20 protein-coding genes are annotated in these 21,626 nt (G+C 47.5%); 10 read left to right on the plus strand and 10 right to left on the minus strand.

From position 1 onward, the window contains the following. Window positions 1–112: 112 nt before the first annotated feature. Complete coding sequence (locus KNO95_RS10640; RefSeq protein ID WP_214790212.1) at window positions 113–1,174, minus strand: Fe(3+) ABC transporter substrate-binding protein; 1,062 nt, start codon at window positions 1,172–1,174, stop codon at window positions 113–115. Between the two features lie 226 nt (window positions 1,175–1,400). On the opposite strand from KNO95_RS10640, the gene KNO95_RS10645 reads away from it, so the two are divergent. Beyond that, window positions 1,401–1,967: a TetR/AcrR family transcriptional regulator gene (locus tag KNO95_RS10645; protein ID WP_214703626.1), complete on the plus strand. Its 567-nt coding sequence runs from the start codon at window positions 1,401–1,403 to the stop codon at window positions 1,965–1,967. A gap of 27 nt (window positions 1,968–1,994) precedes the next feature. Next, the gene (locus KNO95_RS10650) at window positions 1,995–5,135 is read left to right on the plus strand and encodes an efflux RND transporter permease subunit (RefSeq protein WP_214878987.1); all 3,141 of its coding nucleotides are present in this window, start codon (window positions 1,995–1,997) and stop codon (window positions 5,133–5,135) included. A 40-nt stretch (window positions 5,136–5,175) separates the two neighbouring features. On the opposite strand, the gene KNO95_RS10655 is transcribed toward KNO95_RS10650, so the two are convergent. Further along, entirely contained in the window at window positions 5,176–5,661 is a 486-nt protein-coding gene (locus tag KNO95_RS10655) for a P-loop nucleotide/nucleoside kinase family protein (RefSeq protein ID WP_214878990.1), read from the minus strand. A gap of 119 nt (window positions 5,662–5,780) precedes the next feature. Here KNO95_RS10655 and KNO95_RS10660 point away from each other — a divergent pair, with 119 nt between their 5' ends. The 5 genes from KNO95_RS10660 to KNO95_RS10680 all read left to right on the plus strand — a co-directional run bounded on the left by KNO95_RS10660 (window position 5,781) and on the right by KNO95_RS10680 (window position 10,407). Further along, window positions 5,781–6,134 (plus strand): CidA/LrgA family protein, encoded by a 354-nt coding sequence (locus KNO95_RS10660; protein WP_214878992.1) that lies wholly within the window; start codon window positions 5,781–5,783, stop codon window positions 6,132–6,134. Continuing rightward, entirely contained in the window at window positions 6,131–6,805 is a 675-nt protein-coding gene (locus KNO95_RS10665; RefSeq protein WP_214878993.1) for an LrgB family protein, read from the plus strand. Before KNO95_RS10660 ends, KNO95_RS10665 begins: the two co-directional genes overlap by 4 nt. A 102-nt stretch (window positions 6,806–6,907) precedes the next feature. Next, window positions 6,908–8,146: a peptidase T gene (gene pepT, locus KNO95_RS10670; protein ID WP_214703619.1), complete on the plus strand. Its 1,239-nt coding sequence runs from the start codon at window positions 6,908–6,910 to the stop codon at window positions 8,144–8,146. A gap of 51 nt (window positions 8,147–8,197) precedes the next feature. Continuing rightward, on the plus strand, window positions 8,198–8,647 hold the full coding sequence (locus tag KNO95_RS10675; RefSeq protein WP_483297735.1) for an SACOL1771 family peroxiredoxin: 450 nt from the start codon (window positions 8,198–8,200) through the stop codon (window positions 8,645–8,647). Between the two features lie 134 nt (window positions 8,648–8,781). After that, entirely contained in the window at window positions 8,782–10,407 is a 1,626-nt protein-coding gene (locus KNO95_RS10680; RefSeq protein WP_214878994.1) for an ABC-F family ATP-binding cassette domain-containing protein, read from the plus strand. 30 nt (window positions 10,408–10,437) lie between these two features. Here KNO95_RS10680 and KNO95_RS10685 read toward each other — a convergent pair whose 3' ends face one another. After that, window positions 10,438–11,187, minus strand: coding sequence for a FixH family protein (locus tag KNO95_RS10685; protein WP_214703616.1), 750 nt, complete (start codon window positions 11,185–11,187; stop codon window positions 10,438–10,440). Window positions 11,188–11,451: 264 nt separating this feature from the next. On the opposite strand from KNO95_RS10685, the gene KNO95_RS10690 reads away from it, so the two are divergent. Beyond that, window positions 11,452–12,648, plus strand: coding sequence for a LysM peptidoglycan-binding domain-containing protein (locus KNO95_RS10690; protein WP_214878995.1), 1,197 nt, complete (start codon window positions 11,452–11,454; stop codon window positions 12,646–12,648). A gap of 52 nt (window positions 12,649–12,700) precedes the next feature. Here the strand turns inward: KNO95_RS10690 and aceA are convergent, their stop codons facing one another. The 3 genes from aceA to KNO95_RS10705 form a co-directional block, all read right to left on the minus strand. Beyond that, window positions 12,701–13,969, minus strand: a complete 1,269-nt coding sequence (aceA, locus tag KNO95_RS10695; RefSeq protein WP_214878996.1) for an isocitrate lyase — start codon at window positions 13,967–13,969, stop codon at window positions 12,701–12,703. A gap of 76 nt (window positions 13,970–14,045) precedes the next feature. Continuing rightward, on the minus strand, window positions 14,046–14,342 hold the full coding sequence (locus KNO95_RS10700; RefSeq protein WP_026824609.1) for a hypothetical protein: 297 nt from the start codon (window positions 14,340–14,342) through the stop codon (window positions 14,046–14,048). Then, entirely contained in the window at window positions 14,339–16,522 is a 2,184-nt protein-coding gene (locus KNO95_RS10705) for a malate synthase G (RefSeq protein ID WP_251129393.1), read from the minus strand. The genes KNO95_RS10700 and KNO95_RS10705 overlap by 4 nt, the downstream gene beginning before the upstream one ends. A gap of 181 nt (window positions 16,523–16,703) precedes the next feature. Between KNO95_RS10705 and KNO95_RS10710 the strand changes: the two genes are divergently transcribed. Further along, window positions 16,704–17,150, plus strand: a complete 447-nt coding sequence (locus tag KNO95_RS10710) for a MarR family winged helix-turn-helix transcriptional regulator (RefSeq protein ID WP_026824611.1) — start codon at window positions 16,704–16,706, stop codon at window positions 17,148–17,150. After that, complete coding sequence (locus tag KNO95_RS10715) at window positions 17,147–17,782, plus strand: nitroreductase family protein (RefSeq protein ID WP_214703612.1); 636 nt, start codon at window positions 17,147–17,149, stop codon at window positions 17,780–17,782. The genes KNO95_RS10710 and KNO95_RS10715 overlap by 4 nt, the downstream gene beginning before the upstream one ends. A 38-nt stretch (window positions 17,783–17,820) precedes the next feature. Here the strand turns inward: KNO95_RS10715 and KNO95_RS10720 are convergent, their stop codons facing one another. The 4 genes from KNO95_RS10720 to KNO95_RS10735 all read right to left on the minus strand — a co-directional run bounded on the left by KNO95_RS10720 (window position 17,821) and on the right by KNO95_RS10735 (window position 21,597). Next, window positions 17,821–18,483, minus strand: coding sequence for an NAD(P)H-dependent oxidoreductase (locus KNO95_RS10720; RefSeq protein ID WP_026824613.1), 663 nt, complete (start codon window positions 18,481–18,483; stop codon window positions 17,821–17,823). A 16-nt stretch (window positions 18,484–18,499) separates the two neighbouring features. Continuing rightward, window positions 18,500–19,291: an SAM-dependent methyltransferase gene (locus KNO95_RS10725; RefSeq protein ID WP_251129394.1), complete on the minus strand. Its 792-nt coding sequence runs from the start codon at window positions 19,289–19,291 to the stop codon at window positions 18,500–18,502. 73 nt (window positions 19,292–19,364) lie between these two features. Continuing rightward, entirely contained in the window at window positions 19,365–20,093 is a 729-nt protein-coding gene (locus tag KNO95_RS10730; protein WP_214703609.1) for a GntR family transcriptional regulator, read from the minus strand. Window positions 20,094–20,172: 79 nt separating this feature from the next. After that, the gene (locus KNO95_RS10735; RefSeq protein ID WP_214703608.1) at window positions 20,173–21,597 is read right to left on the minus strand and encodes a glycoside hydrolase family 1 protein; all 1,425 of its coding nucleotides are present in this window, start codon (window positions 21,595–21,597) and stop codon (window positions 20,173–20,175) included. Window positions 21,598–21,626 lie beyond the last annotated feature (29 nt).

Consider the following 21,626-nt stretch of genomic DNA (forward strand, 5'->3'; position numbering starts at 1 on the left):
AAACTATCAATTCCGGTCCCATCATATCAGTTTCTATGCTTCCCGTGTAGCGCCTAGGGTGTGAGAAACGCAAAAATCTCCGGCCTGAACTCTCGTTCAAGCCGAAGTCATCTTACTTCCAACCTACTTCGTTAAAGATGCGAATTGCTTCTTGTTGGTTTTCACCAAGTACAGAGAGGTTGATGTCTTGTTCCTTGAACTCGCCCCATGATTGAAGAAGCTCGTTCGGCTCAACCGACTCGTTGACTGGGTATTCGTAGTTTACACTCGCAAACTTCTCTTGAGCTGACGGTTCTGACATGAACTCCATCAATTTCTGAGCATTTTCTGTGTTCTTCGATGCTTTTGTCATCGCGATTCCAGAAATGTTCACGTGTGTGCCTGTTGTATCTTGGTTCGGGAAGAAGACACCGAGCTCTTCAGCGACTTTCTTCTCTTCTTCGTCTTCAGAGTTCAACATGAGTCCCATGTAATACGTATTCATGATGGCGACGTCCCCTTCACCGGCGACAACGGCTTTCGCTTGGTCACGGTCATTCCCTTGTGGATCACGTGCCATGTTGTTCACTAAGCCTTTCGCCCACTCTTTCGCCTCATCGACGCCGTTTACTTCGATGAATGATGCGAGGAGTGAGATGTTGTACATGTTTTCAGACGGACGGACGAGTACTTTGCCGTTCCATTGTTCTTCCGTCAACGCTTCATACGTCGACAACTCTTCTGGCTTCACGCGATCTTTTGAATACACGATGACACGCGCACGTTTCGTCAAACCGAACCATTCGTTGTCCGTGTCACGATATTTTGCAGGGATGTTTGACTCAAGCTCATCGCTATCGACCGCTTGTAGGTGCCCCGCTTCTTTTGCCTGATACAAGTTCCCAGCATCTGCCGTAATGAAGAGGTCCGCCTCAGTACTCTCACCTTCAGTGTTCAAACGCTCGAGGAGTTCGTCACTCTTTCCTTCCACCACGTTGACTTTGATGCCTGTTTCTTCTTCAAACTGCTTGTATAATTGTTGATCGACATCGTAGTGGCGACTCGAGTAAACATTGACGACGTTCGAATCGTCTGAGCCTTCATTTGAAGTTGTCTCATCTGTGCTTGCACAAGCGGCAAGGAGTGATGTCGTTAACGCTGCCGAAATTCCTAAAGCTGCATATTTTTTGTTCATCTGTCATTCCCCCACATTCGGTTATTTCTCTCTGGTAATGATAATTACTCTCAATACCTATCATTACTGATAATCATTCTCACGTCAAGGTTTTTCTGCAATCGCTATCCGTTTGAATGTGCGCTTTATGACAGTTTTGAAGGTATCATTTCTTGACTTCAAAAGATTGCGGACGATATAGTAAGACCAAACAAACCGTCTGGTCGGTACAGAAAGAGGTGAATGTATGACAAACCGATCGAACATCACAAAACAAAAGCTATTGGATGCGGCAACGGACATCATTATGAATCATGGAGTTCACCAACTCACGTTGGACGAGGTCGCCAAAACTGCAGGGATTTCAAAAGGTGGCCTCCTTTATCACTACCCTTCAAAGGAAGCATTGATGACTGCGATGGTTGAACGATTACAACAAGAACAAAACGAGTTATATGTTTCGTTGCAACAAGAAGGTCACGGACCAGTCGAAGCATTCGTTCGTCTGTTTGACGAGACGAAGTTACATCCTGAGCGAGCAACCATTCAAATCGACGTCGAGAAAATGATTGCATTTCTTACGTTGTTCGCTGTCGACCAAGAGTATGCGGATCGTTGGAAACATGATTTAGATACGTTCTTCGCACAGTTCCAACAAACGGCTGACCCAGTGGAAACGATGATCGTTCGTTATGCACTCGAAGGCATGATGATGTCCGAACACTTCGGTGTCGGTGTTCCCCCTACCGAACTCAAACAAGCAATCATCGAACGCTTGATTGATCGGGCACATAAAATCGACAACCATTCATAAAAACAACATTAGAGGAGATTAAAACACATGCAGAAAATCACGTCCTTCTCCGTCAACAACAAGTTCGCCGTCTGGTTGATGACAATCATTTTGACGGCCGCCGGTCTTTTCGCCGGTTTGACGATGAAGCTTGAGACATTACCGGACATTACGACACCGACCGTCTCAGTCACAACCATCTATCCTGGTGCTTCACCTGAGCAAGTGCTTGAAGAAGTCAGTAGCGTCCTCGAAGAGCGCCTTCAAAGTCTAAATGGCGTTGAGCAAGTTCGTTCTTCATCGTTCCAAAACGCATCAAACATTCAAATCGACTATGACTTCAGTACAGACATGGACGAAGCCGAACAGCAAGTGAAAGACGCGTTAAGTAACGTCGAGTTGCCCGAGTCGACACAAGAGCCTCAAGTGTCGCGTCTCAGTTTCGACGCTTTCCCAGTAGTCGGAGCTGCCATCTCGGATGAAAGCCTTGATTTGGCCGAATTGACAAAGCTCGTTGAAGAAGAAGTGCAACCTGCCCTTGAAGGGGTAGAAGGCGCACAAACCGTCCAAATTGCCGGACAAGAGATTCGCCGCGTCGAACTCCAATTCGACCAGGAAGCGCTCGCTGAATACAATTTGACGGAAGATACGGTCAAACAATTGATTCAAGCGAACGATGCCCGTATCGCCCTCGGGTTATATGAATTAGGCGACACAGAGCAAGCGGTCGTCATCGACGGAAAATCAGAGACTCTCGAAGCGTTCCGCGACCTTCAAATCCCGTACTCACCAGCCCAGTCTACACCGGCGACACCGTCTGCTCCGACGGAATTGCCAACTGGTCAAACGCCAGACGTCCCGACGGAAACGCCATCGGCATTACCACCGAACGTCCCGACTGCGGTTCCGACCGTTGCGTTGAGTGAGCTTGCAACGATCGAAGACAAAGGAATCGAAGAATCGATTTCTCGCTCGAACGGTGAACGTTCAATCGGCGTACAAGTGACGAAAACACAAGATGCGAACACGGTTGATGTCGTCAACGCCGTCAAAGAAGTATTGAATGACTTCGAGGCAGAATATGATACAGCGAACGTGTCCATCACACTCGACCAAGGACAACCAATTGAAGAATCGGTCGAAACGATGTTATCAAAAGCATTGCTCGGTGGTTTATTCGCCATCTTGATTATCTTAGTGTTCTTGCGTAACTTCCGATCGACGATTATCGCTGTCATCTCGATCCCATTGTCACTTCTCATGGCACTCATCGTGTTGAAACAATTGGACATCACGTTGAATATCATGACACTCGGTGCGATGACCGTCGCTATAGGGCGTGTCGTCGATGACTCCATCGTCGTCATCGAGAATATTTACCGTCGCCTCACTAGATCGAATGAACCACTTCGTGGAAAAGAGTTGATTATTGCGGCGACAAAAGAAGTATTTATTCCAATCGCTTCTTCAACCGTCGTCACCATTGCAGTATTCTTACCGCTCGGTTTTGTCACAGGATTTGTCGGTGAGTTGTTCTTGCCGTTCGCATTGACTGTCGTATTTGCCCTTCTCGCTTCGTTGCTCGTGGCGATTACGGTCGTTCCGATGATGGCCGACTCGTTCTTTAAAAACCGTGACAAGTTGAAGCCAGAAGAAGGTCCAGGTAAGCTCGCGGAATGGTATCGCGGCGTCTTGAACTGGTCACTGAACCATAAACTCGTCGTCTTCGGACTCGCGACTGCTCTTCTTATCGGAAGCTTCGCTCTTGTTCCGGCGATTGGAGTCAACTTCTTGAATCAGGATTCGGAAAAGACGTTGTTCGTCACGTTCGACCCAGAACCGGGTCAAACGCTTGAAGACTCGATTGCTGCGGCAGAAGTGGCAGAAGAATACTTCATGGAAGAACAACCGAACGCAACGGACGTTCAGTTCACGGTCGGTGGAGAGAACCCACTGAACCCTGGGAACAACAAACAAGGGATTTTCATCGTTCAATACGATCCGGACACAGAAGATTTTGCTGATGTGAAACTGGCAGACATCGAGAAGTTAAATGAACTCGCCTCAAGTGGGGAGTGGAAAGAACAAGACTTCTCTGGTGGCGGTGCGACGAGTGGCGTCACGTATAACGTGTATGCCAACTCACTTGAAGATTTAGAAGCCATCGTGCCGACGTTCATCGAAACGATTGAAGAAGAAACAGACTATGTCCGTCAAGCGACATCTGACTTACGTGAGTCATATGTACAATATACGTTCAACGTCGATCAACAGGCTGCAGCAGAAGCCGGTGTATCGGCAGGTCAAATCGCACAAGTCATCAGCCAATTCCAGGCACCCGAAAGCCCACTTGCGAGCGTGACGGTAGATGACAAACAATTAGACGTCATCATCCCGAACGAGCAAGTGACGTATGACAGTGTCGATGACTTACAAGCACAAGAAATCACGACACCGTTCGGTCCACGCCCGATCTCAGACTTTATTGAAATCGAAGAAGGCACGACACCGGACACACTCGTCGAGCGCGACGGAAAACTGCTCGCCCAAGTAAGTGTTGAACTCAGCACAGATAAAGCGACAGAAGCGTCTGCTGCGATTGAAGAACGCGTATCAGACATCGAACTCCCATCTGGCGTAACGTACGATGTCGGGGGGGTAACGGAACAGATCCAAGAATCGTTCACACAGCTTGGTCTTGCGATGCTTGCTGCGATCGCCATCGTCTACTTGGTCCTCGTCATCACATTCGGTGGAGCTCTCACACCATTCGTCGTGTTGTTCTCACTTCCGTATGCGATTATCGGGGGACTCGTCGCCCTCCTCATCACAGGTGAAACGATTTCGGTTTCTGCCTTGATCGGGGCACTCATGTTGATCGGGATTGTCGTCACGAACGCCATCGTCTTGATTGACCGCGTCATTCATAAAGAAGAAGCTGGTTTATCAACACGTGAAGCGTTACTGGAGGCAGCAGGCACACGCCTTCGCCCAATCTTGATGACCGCACTCGCGACCATCGGTGCACTCGCACCGCTCGCACTCGGTCTCGAGGGTGGCGCACTCATCTCGAAAGGTCTCGGGGTCACCGTGATCGGCGGACTTACAAGTTCGACGCTTCTCACGTTGCTCATCGTACCGATCGTCTATGAGTTCTTCGCACGATTCCGTAAGAAAAAACAAGCGTAAGCCTAAAACATGCGCAGCGGTTTATTCCGCTGCGCATGTTTTATATTTCAATGATATATAGCTGTTCCGCACAATCCGGAACTTCAAAGAATGACGTCACATGATGAAAGACTTCTTCCGTATCAAATGCCGCTCGTTCCGGTTCCATGATGCGACGTTTATGAATCTGTCGAAGACATTGTTCGTCACTTCGGTTTAGATAAACCAAGCAGTGCTCCGCTCCCACGTCCTGTGCAAGTTTTAGAAACCAGGCTCGAGACGACTTCGTATTTGCCGGAAAATCCATCACGACATTCATCCCTAGTTTTAACAATTGTTTCACATGAGATTCAAGAAGTGGCTTCAGCAGAGTAGCATGTTTTCTGTAGTCCTCAAACGTATGAATTTGATTTGGATATAACGTAGATAGCCATTCATCTTCAGATAAGAGAACCGCTCGTTGTTCAACAGCTACTTGTTTGGCCTTCGTTGATTTTCCAGCCCCCATTTTTCCACATAAGAAATAAAGTGTTCCCTTCTCTTCCATCGCGCTATCTTCCTCCTCTTCATCGAGTAGAATAAACGTATTATCCCCTTCTCTTGACCTATCCCGTTGAATTTGAGAAGATTCATACGTTTTGATTGATGCGAAAGGAAGTCATGTAAATGAAATTATTAAAATGGGTGATTGGACTCACGCTCTTGTTCGGGTTGAGTACACTCGGCAACTGGATTGTCGAAACATTCTCTTGGAAAGTACCAGGCAGCGTCATCGGTATGGTGCTCTTGCTCGTCCTCTTACTGACAAAAGTCATTCGCGTGGAATGGATTGAAGACAGCGCCGGATTTTTGACGAAGCATCTCGCTTTCTTCTTCATCCCGATTGCCGTCGGTCTCATGGCATACGGTACGTTGTTAAAAGCTGCCGGCATCCCACTCCTCATCACGTTACTCGTCAGCATGGCGGTCGGTATGGTCGTGACAGCGTTTGTTTCCGGGAAAGAAGGTGAGGCATCGTGACATACGTTTGGATCGGATTGACGATTCTCGTGTATACGCTTAGTCGTCAACTTTCGAAAAAGTGGGCCTCTCCGTTCACCAATGTCGTCTTCTTAAGTACAGCCATTCTGATTCTCCTGTTACTCGTGACGGGACAATCCTATGATACGTATAAACCGGCTACCGATCTCATCACGATCTTACTCGGTCCAGCGACAGTCGCCCTCGGGTTACCGCTCTATCGCAACTTACCCGTACTACTCGCACGGGCAAAGCGATCACTGAGCGCGATTGTCATCGGGTCACTTTCCACAATCTTTGTGGCTGTACTTTTCGGCAAGTTATTTTCGTTCACCGAAAACGTATTGATTGCACTATCGGTCAAGTCTGCCACGTCCCCGATTGCCCTTGAGTTGGCTCGGCAGCTAGAAGGGGATGCAACGCTTGCGGCCTCGATTGCCGTCGCCTGCGGTATTTTAGGTGCGATGCTCGGTCCGGTACTATTGACATGGATTCGTATAGACGACCCATTCACCCGTGGACTTACGCTCGGCACCATCAGTCACGGGATTGGAACCGCTCAGGCAGCGACTGAACATCCGCTGTCTGGTGCAACAGGTGGTGCTGCGATGGGATTGACCGCCATCTTCACATCGTTCATCTTACCCATTCTGTATCCGTTTCTCTTTTGAACAGGTCTCGCCCACTTCATCGATGGGTGTGACTTTTTTGTTTCGACTTCGAGCGCTCGTGATAAACTAATGAAGATGAAACTTTTTAGAGGAGGGCAATCCATGCAAGCAAAATTAATTGAACGCTTAATGACATACGCGAAGATTGATACACAGTCTGACTTCACGAGTACGACAACACCATCGACGGCTAAACAATGGGATTTGATTCGCCATTTGGAGAAAGAATTAAAAGAACTTGGACTGACAGATGTCGAGAGGGACGAATACGGCTATCTCTTCGCCACACTTCCGAGTAACGTCGATTATGACGTCCCGACAATCGGATTCCTCGCTCACGTGGATACAGCGACCGACTTCACAGGAACGAACGTATCTCCTCAACTCGTCGAACATTATGAAGGTGGCGACATCGTCTTAAACGAGTCATTGAATGTCGTCTTATCACCAAAAGACTTCCCAGAACTGGACGGGTATGTCGGACATACGCTCATGACAACCGACGGTACGACACTCCTCGGTGCGGATGATAAGGCAGGGATTGCCGAAATCGTCACAGCTGTTGAATACTTATTGGCTCACCCTGAGATTCCACACGGACCGGTCCGCATTGCCTTCACACCAGATGAAGAAATCGGGCGTGGACCACATAAATTCGATGTCGCCCGTTTTAATGCGGACTTCGCTTACACGATGGATGGGGGCCCGCTCGGAGAGTTACAGTATGAGAGCTTTAACGCAGCGGGTGCGACCGTCACCTTCCACGGGACGAACGTACACCCAGGTAGCGCGAAAAATAAGATGGTCAACTCGATGAAGCTCGCGATGGCGTTCCAAAACCGTTTACCGGCTGATGAGGCACCAGAACGTACGAGCAACTACGAAGGATTCTTCCATTTGAACGGCTTCAATGGGGATGTGGAGAAGACGACACTTCAATACATTATCCGCGATCACGACAAACAGAAGTTCGAAGCGCGTAAAGCATTGATGGAGAAACTTGTCCTCGAATGGAAACAAAAATATGGGGAAGAGCGGATTGAGCTCAAGATGGAAGATCAGTATTACAACATGGCCGAGAAAATCGAACCGGTGAAACACATCGTCGATACCGTCGCTGACGTCATGCGCGGCCTTGACATCGAACCGAAGATTGAACCGATTCGTGGCGGGACAGACGGATCGCAACTTTCTTACATGGGTCTTCCGACACCGAACATTTTCACGGGTGGCGAAAACTATCACGGGAAGTTCGAATACATCTCTGTGAACAACATGGAAAAAGCAACAACGGTCATCATCGAAACACTTCGCACATTCGCGAAGCGTGCACAAGCATAACAAATGCGCCTCCAATCGTTCTCTTTTACACTAGAGACATTGGAGGCGATTTTGATGAAACATACATTTAGCATGAACCTCGGCTGGGATGGTGGACGAAATGACGTCGGTACCCTCGAGGCCGAGCGATTAAAGACACAGATTTCGATTCCGCCCGAAATGGACGGTCCCGGAGTCGGCACGAATCCAGATGAGATGTTACTCGGGGCAGCGGCCACGTGTTATATCATCACACTCGCTGCCGTACTCGGGCGAAGTGGCCTGACTCACCGTGGCATCACGATTGACGCGGAAGGGATCGTCGATGTGACGAACGGCATCTTCACGTACGTGACGATTCGCTATACGACAACGATTCAAGTACCTACAGAGATGACCGACCGAGAAATCACGCTAGTCGAGCGCATCGCGAAAAAAGCGAAAGATCAATGTATGATTTCACGCGCGCTCGCAGGAAATGTGGCGTTTGAACTCGATACGACTGTTATACGAGTCGACTAAAGCCGTCATGATGATGGCTTTTTCTGTGACTTTGCCTATGTCATCATTATAGTTTTTATGCGACACTGCGCGATTTTTAAAAACGTGATACAATACACGTCGTAAACTAATCAGAAAAACGAGGGATACCATACATGATTACAGTAAATAACGTCAGCCTACAATTTGGCGGCCGCAAGTTGTTTGAAGAGGTGAACATCAAGTTCACGCCAGGCAACTGTTACGGATTGATCGGTGCGAACGGTGCCGGTAAATCGACATTCTTAAAGATTTTATCAGGTGAGCAAGATACGACGACGGGTGATGTCAGCATCACACCGGGTGAGCGTCTCGCCGTCCTCAAACAGGACCATTACGCGTATGAGGACAGTGCGGTTCTCGAGACCGTCATCATGGGTCACGAGCGTCTCTACAAAGTAATGAAAGAAAAAGACGCCATCTACATGAAAGAAGATTTCTCAGATGAAGACGGAATGCGCGCAGCTGAACTCGAAGGCGAATTCGCTGAGTTGAACGGTTGGGAAGCAGAGTCAGAAGCCTCGATGGTCCTTCAAGGTCTCGGCATCACAGAAGCGCTACACCAGAAACAAATGAGCGAACTCACAGGTGGGGAGAAAGTCAAAGTCCTTCTTGCCCAAGCGCTCTTCGGTAAGCCAGATATCCTCCTCTTAGACGAGCCGACCAACGGACTTGACCTAAAAGCGATTCAATGGTTGGAGGAGTTCTTGATCAACTTTGAAAACACAGTTATCGTCGTTTCCCACGACCGTCACTTCTTGAACAAAGTCTGTACGCACATGGCAGACCTCGACTTTGGAAAAATCCAATTGTATGTCGGGAACTACGACTTCTGGTATGAGTCAAGCCAACTTGCTGCACGTATGGCTTCAGACCAGAACAAGAAAAAAGAAGAGAAAATCAAAGAACTTCAAAACTTCATCGCGCGTTTCAGCTCGAACGCCTCAAAGGCCCGTCAAGCGACGTCACGTAAGAAGTTGCTCGATAAGATCACACTCGATGACATTCGTCCGTCGTCACGTCGTTACCCGTTCGTCGGATTCACGATGGAGCGCGAGATCGGGAACGATGTTCTTTATGTCGACAACGTATCGAAGACGATCGATGGCGTAAAAGTACTCGACAACGTCACGTTTTCACTCAACAAGACGGACAAAGTCGCATTCGTCGGTCGTTCGGACGTTGCCATCACAACACTCTTTAAAATTCTTATGGGTGAGATGGAGCCAGATACAGGTTCGGTCAAATGGGGCGTGACGACGACTCAGTCATACTTCCCGAAAGACAACTCGGAGTACTTCGAAGGCTCAGAAAAGAGTATTTTGGACTGGTTGCGTCAATTCTCACCTGCCGATGAGTCAGATACGTTCCTTCGTGGATTCCTCGGTCGCATGCTCTTCTCAGGTGAAGAAGTCATGAAGAAGGCGTCTGTCCTCTCAGGGGGAGAAAAAGTACGCTGCATGCTCTCGAAGATGATGCTCTCGAACTCGAACGTGCTTGTCCTCGACGATCCGACGAACCACTTGGATCTTGAATCGATCACAGCTCTCAACAATGGTCTCGAGACGTTCAAAGGCGTACTCCTCTTCAGCTCACATGACCATCAGCTCATCTCGACGATTGCGACACGCATCATCGAAGTGACACCAAACGGCATCGTGGACAAAGAAGCATCGTACGATGAGTTCCTCGAGAATGAAACGCTTCAACAACAAGTTGAATCCCTATATCAAAATGCATAATAAAAAATCGGCTCAACGCGAGCCGATTTTTTATTTAACGTCTACCGTCTCCATCACGTGCTCATGAATATCATGACCTTTCGTAACATGGACTTGAACGTTGTATGCACCAGATTCAGTAAAGGTGTGTGCACCTTTATACATCCCAGCATCTGCTTCCTCTAACTTCACCCACTCATGTTTGTCTGCCCCGTCTTGGAAGATTTCGAGTTGTACGTCTGCCCCCGCGAGCATCTCCTCTTCAATCATGACGTGCACCATGAACGGCTGTTCTTCACCTGCTGTCGCCTCTTTTGGGTCAAGCGTGATATCCGCTCCTGCATGGTGATGGTGGTCACTATCTTCTTCCGCTTCAGCTGCTGTTTCCGGATGGCCAACCGTCACATTCGTCGTTGGCATCGTATGCATCGAACGCGCTGTCACGTGAACTTGGACCGTATAGACCGCTTCTTCAGCGAACGTCGCCTCTGCTTCATAAACGCCATCTTTCGTGAGCGTCGCCTTAATCATGTCGCTCTCTTCTTTCGCATCATTCTTCCATACTTCAAACTTGATTTCATCTGCGTCGTCTACAGGTTGACCTTCTTGCGTGACATGGACCGACAATGGCACTGTTTCTCCTTTTTCCGCTGTTGCGGCAACCGTCAACTCTGCCTCTACCGGTTCCATCGATTGTGGAACAGCCGCGCTTTCTGCTTCTTTCTCCGTACCGCACGCTCCGAGTATAAACAACCCGAAAAGCCCAAACACGACCCCAAACCGTGTCATCATCTTTTTCATCATAAGTCCTCCTCATAAATCGCTTACATCTTTCACACATTGTTCATGATACCATCTCTTTCCAAAAAGAGTGTGAGCATTCTGTGATATATCCCACGATACATTCTCACAATTTTCACACATCTAGTCGATACAAATTCGTTATAAACCCATTCCCGTATTTTAGTCCGTCATTTCAAAAAACGGGTATATAAAATATATGTAGCGTGCATTCGGAAATTCTTAACATCAAGAAGATGACATCATGAATGGAGGCGAATTCAGATGAAACGTAAGGTCATTCGTGGGACGATGGCACTCTTCATCTTATTGGCGATGGTGATCACACAATCGATTTCCGTCAGTGCCGCCGCTTCAACATTTATTACGAGCGTGAACACGACGAGTAAAGTCGTCGCGTTGACGTTCGATGATGGGGCAGACGGCGCAAACACGAACAAGATTTTAGACATTTTGGCAAAAAACAACGTCAAAGCTACTTTCTTTTTGACAGGTTCGGGTGCGAACAACCATCCACAATACATTAAAAATATCGCCGCAAAAGGACATCAGCTCGGTAACCACTCATATACACACCCTGATTTCACAAAACTGACTGCTACCCAAATGAAATCCGAACTCGACCGCACGGAAGCTTTGATAAAATCATTGACCGGAAAAACGACAAAGCCGATTTTTAGAGCTCCATTTGGTGCCGTCAATAGTGCCGTGTTGAACGGTGTCGGTGCTGCCGGATACGGATATACGATTCAATGGAACATCGACACAATCGACTGGAAAGGACTGACCGCGAGCCAAATCAACACGAAAGTACAAACCAATATTAAACCGGGTTCAATCGTCTTGATGCATACAGGTGCGGGGGCACCAGGTACCCCACTCGCATTACCGACGATGATTTCGCAACTCAAAGCAAAAGGGTACAAATTCGTCACGGTCTCGCAATTACTTGCCTATCAAAACACATCGACGAATAAAACGTATACCGTGAAGTCAGGCGACACGATATACAGCATCGCACGGACGTATGGTGTCACTGTATCCGATCTCGCAGCCGCTAACAACATCACGAACGTCAATCTCATCAGTGTCGGTCAAGTGCTCAATATTCCTGGGACAACGGTCACACCACCCCCTTCGACGACTGTGAAGTACACGGTAAAGTCGGGCGATACGCTCTACAAGATTGCGACCATGTACAATACGACTGTCGCGAAGATTGCAGCCGCTAACAACATCACGAACGTCAATCTCATCAGTGTCGGTCAGGTGCTCATCATTCCTGGAACAACCGTCACACCACCACCTGCAACGACCGTGAAGTACACGGTAAAGTCGGGCGATACACTCTATAAGATTGCGACCATGTACAATACGACTGTCGCGAAAATCGCTGCCGCCAATAACATCACGAACGTCAATCTCATCAGTGTCGGTCAAGTGTTGACCATTCCGAAATGACACGCCCCAAACAAAAATAACCGCTGCACGTGCAGCGGTTATTTGCTTCTCATTAATTTGTGAACTGCTCTGCTTCTGTCGATCCAGCCAGTGCAGTCGTTGATGATTGTCCACCTGAGATAACGAGCGAGACTTCGTCGAAATACCCCGTCCCGACTTCACGTTGGTGACGTGTCGCCGTGTAACCATGTACTTCAGCCGCAAATTCTGCTTGTTGTAACTCTGAATATGCCGCCATGCCACGGTCTTTGTACCCGCGTGCAAGTTCGAACATCCCGAAGTTGAGCGCGTGGAATCCAGCGAGCGTGACAAATTGGAACTTGTAGCCCATCGCACCGATCTCTTGTTGAAACGTTGCAATCTCTTCGTCTGACAACTTCTTCTTCCAGTTGAACGATGGTGAACAGTTGTAAGCGAGAAGTTTGCCAGGATACTTCGCATGAATCGCTTCGGCAAATTGACGGGCTTCTGCCAAATCTGGTTCAGACGTCTCACACCATACGAGGTCTGCATATGGTGCATACGCGAGACCACGAGCGATCGCTTGCTCGATACCGGCTTCCGTGCGATAGAAGCCTTCCGGTGTACGTTCTCCAATGATGAACGGATGATCGATTGGGTCGATATCGCTCGTGATCAAGTTCGCCGCGTGCGCATCTGTACGCGCTACGATAATCGTCGGGACGCCCATGACGTCTGCCGCGAGTCGCGCCGAGATCAAGTTTTTCACAGCCGTCTGTGTCGGGAGCAATACCTTTCCACCGAGGTGACCACATTTCTTCTCAGACGAGAGCTGGTCTTCGAGGTGAACGCCAGCAGCCCCCGCTTCGATCATCGCCTTCGTCAATTCGAACACGTTGAGTACCCCACCGAATCCTGCTTCCATATCTGCGACAATCGGTGCGAACCAATGTGTATCGCCTTTTCCTTCTGCCGTTTGAATTTGATCTGCACGTTGAAGTGCCTGATTGATTCGTTTAACGACATTTGGCACTGAGTTGGCCGGATACAGACTTTGGTCCGGATACATCTGACCCGAAAGGTTAGCATCCGCCGCCACTTGCCATCCGCTCAAATAAATGGCTTCAAGTCCTGCCTTCACTTGCTGAATGGCCTGGTTCCCTGTCAACGCACCGAGTGCATGAACGTAGTCACGCTCGTGCATCAATTTCCACAAGCGTTCCGCTCCCTTTGTCGCAAGCGTCTGTTCAATCACGATGGACCCCCGTAATTTCATCACATCCTCTACAGAGTATGGACGTTCTACCCCTTCAAATCGTTCTGACTTCCAGCTGTTTCCTAATTCTTCGCGTTGTTTCATCTATAAACCCCCCCTGTATTATATTAATTTTAATAAAATGAATTTGTTATATAACAGATAGTGCAAACTAAACGATTTAGTCGAGGTAAGCACAGCACTCCAATGCCGCTTTGAACGTCGAATGCTCCATCCCGCAGCAACGACATACATTTTCTTCATCGGGATCTTCAGGTTTACGGAAGACGACGACCTCATCGATTGATTCCTTCATAATTTGGAGCGAACCGTCGGCGCGATCCAAGACGAGGCGCATCAAGTCATTGCCATATACGAATGCTGTATTCGCAAGAGAAGCTGTCGATTCTCCAGATACGATGCGACGAACGACCCAACGTTCAATCAACTGTTCGCTTTCCATTTTTTTCGTATTCATGATAAGGTTCCTCCTTTAAGGTTTAACTCTACGGTTTGGCGTTTCATAAATTCACGGCGGCAGCGGTGTAAGATCGGTTCTGTGTACCCGTTCGGTTGCTTCAATCCATGAAACACGAGTTCGTGTGCGGCTTGATAGGCAATCGATTGATCGACGTTTGGTGTCATCGGCCGATAATTCGGATCTTGTTCGTTTTGTTCATCGACGACTTGTGCCATCCGATAAAGCGTGACTTCCACTTGATCGGCTGAACAGATGCCGTGATGCAGCCAGTTGGCCACGTGTTGGCTCGAAATACGAAGTGTTGCCCGGTCTTCCATGAGGCCGATGTGATGAATGTCTGGTACTTTCGAGCAACCCACACCTTGTTCGACCCAACGAACGACGTATCCGAGCAACCCTTGCAAGTTGTTCTCGAGTTCCTCTTTAATCTCGTCTTGCGAATAGATGCGTGTCGCGAGCGGGATATCGAGGAGCTGTTGTCGTTCATGATTCAAAACAGGCTGTTGCATCAATTCTCGCTGTATATCAAAAGCATCGAGTTGATGATAGTGCATCGCATGGAGCGTCGCCGCGGTCGGGGAAGGCACCCATGCCGTCGTTGCCCCGGACCGTACGTGTGCAATTTTTTCACGCATCATGTCACGCATCATGTCGGGCATCGCCCACATCCCTTTACCGATCTGCGCCTGTTGATGAAATCCGGTCTCAAGACCTGTCGATACATTCAACCGTTCATATGCCGCAAGCCAAGAAGATGTCTTCATTTCTCCTTTTCGCCGCATCGGTCCGAGTGTCATCGAAGAATGAATCTCGTCTCCCGTTCGGTCGAGGAAGCCCGTGTTGATGAAGACGACTCGTTCTCTCACTTGAGCGATACAGTTCTTCAGGTTAAGCGACGTTCGTCTCTCTTCATCCATCACACCGACTTTCAACGTATGGCGAGGAAGGTTCAATAAATCTTCCACGGCGTCAAACAAGCCGTTGGTGAATGCTACTTCTTCAGATCCATGCATTTTCGGTTTGACGATATAGATTGACCCTTCTCGAGAGTTGAGACGGCGATGTAGATGACGACTCGCGATGAGTGAAGTGAAGACGGCATCAACGATACCTTCTGGTACCTCGCGACCTTCCGCATCAAGCATCAAGTCGGTCGTCATCAAGTGCCCGACGTTTCGAATGAATAAGAGTGCGCGTCCTGGGAGTATGACTTCCACTCCACCTTTTCCGATTAAACGCTTATCTTCATTCAAAGACCGAGAAAGTCGCTTCCCATTCTTTTGGAACGAAGCTTCAAGCGTCCCGTCCATCAGACCTAGCCAGTTGCGATACAGATGAACTTTGTCTTCTGCACAAACAGCTGCGACCGAGTCCTCGCAGTCCACAATCGCAGAGAGGGCTGATTCGAGCTCAATGTCCATCAGTCCAGCAGGATCGATTTTGCCGATCGGGTGCTCGCGGTCAAATTGAAGTTCGACGTGTAAGGCATGGTGCTGAAGCATCAATGTGCGTAACTTGTTCGGTTCCCCGGTGTAGCCGACGAATGAATCATGAGCGAACGAATACTCGTCTTCCCCAACCACCGCATAGGCGACATCGTCACGAACGAAGTAACGTGTCACTTTCTCGTGAGATTCTGTTGGTAGCGGGAACGCATCATCGAGAAACTGTTTAGCGATGCGGATGACCTCATTACCGCGAACGGGATTATATTCTCGTCCTTTTTCCATACCGTCTGCCTCTTCAATCATATCTGTTCCATAAAAGGCGTCGTAGAGACTTCCCCATCTGGCATTGGCGGCATTGAGTGCGTATCTGGCATTGTCTAATGGTACGACGAGTTGCGGTCCAGCTTGATGGGCGATTTCACGGTCGACGTCCGACACATCGATGTTGAAATCTTTGACGACCGGTTCGATATAGCCGATTGAAGATAAAAACGTCTCGTATTTGATGGGATCGACTTCATCTTGTCGACTGTACCAATCCTGTAACAGTCGTTCGTATGTCGTGCGCTGCTCTAGAAGCGTCTGATTGACTGGAATGAAACGCTCTAGAAGGGATTCGACACCTTTCCAAAAATTGTTGATTTCATGAGGTTCTAGTATACTTTCATTCACAAATTCGAACAGCTTCTCATGAACATGATACGTATTTAGTCGTTCATAGTGTTCCAAGCGCTCACATCCTCCCTTAGCCATTGTTATATATCAGTTGATTACAATATAGACTATTATATAACAGTTTGACAACCCATTTGTTAAAACTTTTTATTTGAAATATTGTCAGGATGGGTTTACTATACATTGTGTGACCCATCAATGATTGAGTCATCAATGATTCGAGGAGGCGATATGCATGCGAGATTCTTGCTCGCTTCGCGATCAAATTCTCTATCACATCATCACCGTACAAAAAGAAATGGGGCAATTATTCGACTCTGAAATGGACGGACTCAGCTTAAGTCGCTATGACATTTTAAGCAATTTGTATCATGTCGGCCCATTGCGTCAACGTGAATTGCAACAACGCGTCGATGTCGATCACGCAGCTATCACTCGACACTTGAAACAATTAGAGACACAAGGACTCATCACGCGGAGACGATGTGAAGAAGACAACCGTGTCATCTATGTCGAGTTGACAGACCACGGCCGTGAACAAATTGCACATTGGACTGAGCAAAAACAGTGCTTAACGGACCGACTTTTTGTCAACATGAAGGTAGAGGATCAACAACAGTTATTAGCATCCCTGACGATGTTACAAGATACTATTGACCATGAAAGGAAGACTACAATATGAACACTGCTACACAAAAAGACTTTATGGAGATTGTCAAAGGACGCCGCTCGATTCGTGTATACGATGAGAACGTCAAAATCTCAAAAGAAGAAATGACACAAATTCTTGAAGAAGCGACAACGGCTCCTTCATCACTTAACTTACAGCCATGGCGCTTCGTCGTCATCGATAGCACAGAAGGAAAAGAGACACTCCTTCCACTCGCAAGCTTCAATAAACGCCAAGTGGAAACATCTTCAGCTGTCATCGCACTCTTCGCTGACTATCAAATGGCAGATTACACAGAAGAGATTTTCGATACAGCGGTAGAGCGCGGTATGATGCCCGCTGAAGTCCGCGACCGCCAAGTCGACATGATCAAAGGCATCTTCAAAGATGCACCGAAAGAAATGATCAAAGATAGCATTATGCTCGATTCAGGTCTCGTTGCGATGCAACTCATGCTCGTCGCACGAGCACATGGTTATGACACAAACCCGATCGGTGGATACGACAAAACGAACATCGCTGAAGCGTTCGGTCTCGACAAAGAACGTTACCTTCCGGTCATGCTTCTCTCCATCGGGAAAGCAGCAGAAGAAGGGTACCCATCAGTACGCTTCCCAGTCGACCGCATCACAGACTGGAAATAATTCAAAAGGTTCAATCGCTGAGGCGATTGAACCTTTTTTCATCCGATATATTTGACGACTTCGTTAAAGTCACGACGTGTTTTTGGTGCGAAATCGCGCGACCGATACCCAAATGCGACCATGACCGAAAGCGACCATTCGCCTCGCTCCATGACACCTTCTGAGATGAGCAGCTCATCAATTTCCTCTTGATTGAACCCTTCAATCGGACAAGAATCGATCTCGATTTGTGCGGCCGCCGTCATCATGTTCCCAAGTGGGATATATGTCTGACGCTTGATCCACTCTTGGAAGACGCGTTCATCGTCCAAGAGACGATAGTCGTTCTCCTGGAACTCTTGGACCCGCTTCACGCGCTGTGCGTACTCTTCTTCCGTCCGGCCTTGCACACTCGTCACGATGTTCCGAATATAGTCCGCATCGTAACGCATGGCTTTCGGTGTTCTTGCGAGAATCAATACGAAATGGCTCGCGGTCAAAGCCTGCCCTTGCGCTCCCCATGCGTGATCTTTAATTTTTTGGAGCAAATCTTCCCGACGAACCACAACGAATTGCCATGGTTCAAACCCGAACGAACTCGGTGAAAGACGTCCTGTCTCTAAAATGAATTCCATGTCATCTTCTTTGATTTTACGATCCGCATCAAATTCTTTCGTCGCTTGACGCCAACGATACGCTTCTAGAATGTCTTTCTTTTTCATCGTACTCACTCCTCCATTACCAAGATGACTCCATCATATCAAACCGGTAAATCAAAAATCGCTCATGAAGATTCTTCAGCGGCAGTCGAACCGTCTGTACACATTGAAAGGGGGTCTCATCGTTCAAATAGTGTAGATATGCATCCGCCGGATAATACAAAATCACGTCGACCGGACGGGGATTCGCTTCAACGGATTCGATGATGTGAGCAATCACTTGCCGAAAGATGTTGACCGAGAACGGATTGAAAAAGTAGAATCGGTTCGCCTCTGACGGGATGGAAAACTGTTCTGCAAATTCCTGCACCAATTGAACGCTTCCTCGAATCCGATGCTTCTTCGTATAGCTCGCCAAATTTTGGAGCGCCTCTTCATGAAACCCACCATCCATCTCGACACCGATTGCCCGAACATGAAACGTGTACGCCAAATAGAACGGGAGACGCCCCTTGCCTGAACCAAAATCAACGATGGTGTCCGTCGACTCTAACGGATAGGCATCCCGAAGCAAATCGAGTGCCTCGTAAGGGGTCGGTTCATAACGATGGTATTCCACCGAGGACGGGAATCCTTGCTGAGGTTTGGCGGTCTGGATGTGTAGGAGTTGCTCATATTGCTGTTCGTTCATAAAGAACCTCTTTCTTGAATGGATTTGCCGCTTCATCTCGATGGTTCCCTTCATCCAGGGAATCGTTCCCATGAGACACGCAATCGTTGTCGTTTTAACAGCACCGTTCAACCCAATCATCCTTAAAATTACACTTGCCTGAACATCAATCACGATGTCTTGAATGACGGATTCGTTCATTTCGTATCCTGCTTGGTCAATTTCACATCCACGATAGGTTCCCCTTACGAAAAAGTCGCCATCGTGGCGACTTTCACTTCACAATATTGACCGATGAAAACACAAATTTATCGTATCGGTGACGGGCAAACGAATACTCGAACGGTTTCCCGTTACTTAAATAGACGACTTGCTCGACTTCAATAATCGGTTCAGTGATATCATTCTTCAAGTAAGCTTGATCGTACTCATCCGGCTTATCTGCTCGAATCACTTTATGTGAGCTTGTAATCGTATAGCCAAGATCTTCTTGAATATAAGCGTACACGGACTTTTCTAAAATCTCACGTGTGATTCCTGTAATGAGGTTAGCAACCATGTACGTCAATTCGATGACATACGGTTCGTCGTCTACGTAACGCACGCGACGTATTTCATAGACCGGTTCTGTCAGCTCAATCATGAGATGATCGGCGACTTCCTGACTCGGAAACTTCACCTCAAAATTGAGGACTTCGCTTCGTAACGAACGATCCCCAATCACTTGAGTCAATCCTCTCGTTTCTTTACTAATCACGTTGATGCGACCTTTTTGGAAGCTCGACTGTAAAATGAATGTTCCTTTACCACGTTTACGATAAATCAACCCTTCCATGACAAGAATCTCAAGTGCCCGCTTCATGGTCATACGACTCACGCTAAATTCTTGGGCCAGGTGAATTTCATCAGGTAGTGCATTTTCTAGCGGGTAAACGTGTTCAATAATTCTTTTACGCATCTCATCAGCAATGGTTTCATATTTCGGTTTTTTCTTATTAGACATATAGCACCTCATGTATAGACATATATGTACAATATATCAAAAAAAGCTGACAAAGAGTAGTCTTTGTCAGCTTGTCTTATTATTCTGTAAAACCTTTAGCATCAATCAACTGTTTAAACCAGTTCCCTGATTTTTTTACAGTTCGTTGTTGTGTTTCCAAGTCAATGCCAACAAATCCATAGCGATTTTTATAAGCATTGCTCCATGACCAGTTGTCCATAAATGTCCAAAGATGATAGCCTTTCACGTTCGACCCTTCTTCAATCGCTTGATGCATCCATTTCAGATGTTCGCGAATGAAGTCAATCCGATAATCGTCTTGGACACTCCCGTTTTCATCACGATAACGTTCTTCACCTTCGACACCCATTCCGTTCTCTGAAATAAAGCACGGGATATTACCATAGTTTTCTTTTAGATTGATTAATATATCATAGACTCCTTTTTCGTAAATTTCCCATCCACGATACGGATTCATTTTCCGTCCAGGCATCTCATAGTAGTCAAATAAGTTTTCCGGCAAGAATGGCGCGTCCGGATTAGGAAGCGATGCTTTTGCTTTCACGCGACGTGGCTGATAATAGTTGATACCGAGAAGGTCGACTGTATGTTCTCGAATGATTTCAAGATCCCCGTTCTCGATAATTGGCATCGCATCTTCCGACTTCAGCACATCTACTAATTCTTGAGGGAACGTCCCTAAAACAGATGGGTCGAGGAACGAACGATTGAACATCGCATCGGCAATACGCGCTGCTTTCAAATCAGCTGGATGCTGACTTCTCGGATATGAGGGCGTCAGATTTAAGATGATTCCGATTTCCCCAGATAGTTCCATGTCACGATACGCTTTGATTGCCATTGCACTCGATAAAATAGAGTGGTACGCCACTTGGACAGCTCGCTTGAAATCGACAACATTCGGATAATGGAAATCATATAAATATCCACCTTCTACCGGTACGATCGGTTCGTTATGCGTGAACCATTTCTTGACGCGATCATCAAACAATTCAAAGCATGTCTTCGCAAAGATGACATATGCTTCAACGACTTCTCGTGACTCCCAGCCTCCTTGCTCCTGAAGCGCCATCGGCATATCAAAATGATACAGATTGATGAACGGTTCGATACCATGATCAATCAAGCAATTGATGACATTGTTATAAAATGTGACCGCCTCTTCATTTACTTCCCCGACACCTTGAGGAAAAAGACGTGACCACGAAATGGAGAAACGGAACGTGTTATGCCCGAGTTCTTTCATCAATGCGATGTCTTCTTCATACAAATGATAGAAGTTTGAGGCTTCTGTCGCGCTCACACCATTGAAAAAGCGGTTCGGCTCTTGCATGTACCAGTAATCCCAAATGTTCAATCCTTTTCCACCTTCAAAAGCAGCACCTTCCATCTGTGTAGCAGAAGAAGCCGTTCCCCACCAAAAGTCTGTCGGAAATTGATACGTCTTTTGCTCTTTCGTACGTGTTTGTGTCGGGTTCGTCATCATTTATCTCTCCCTTGTTTCTATTTTTC

It is taken from the genome of Exiguobacterium sp. ERU653 (genome assembly GCF_018617775.1).
Classification (GTDB): Bacteria; Bacillota; Bacilli; order Exiguobacteriales; family Exiguobacteriaceae; genus Exiguobacterium; species Exiguobacterium marinum.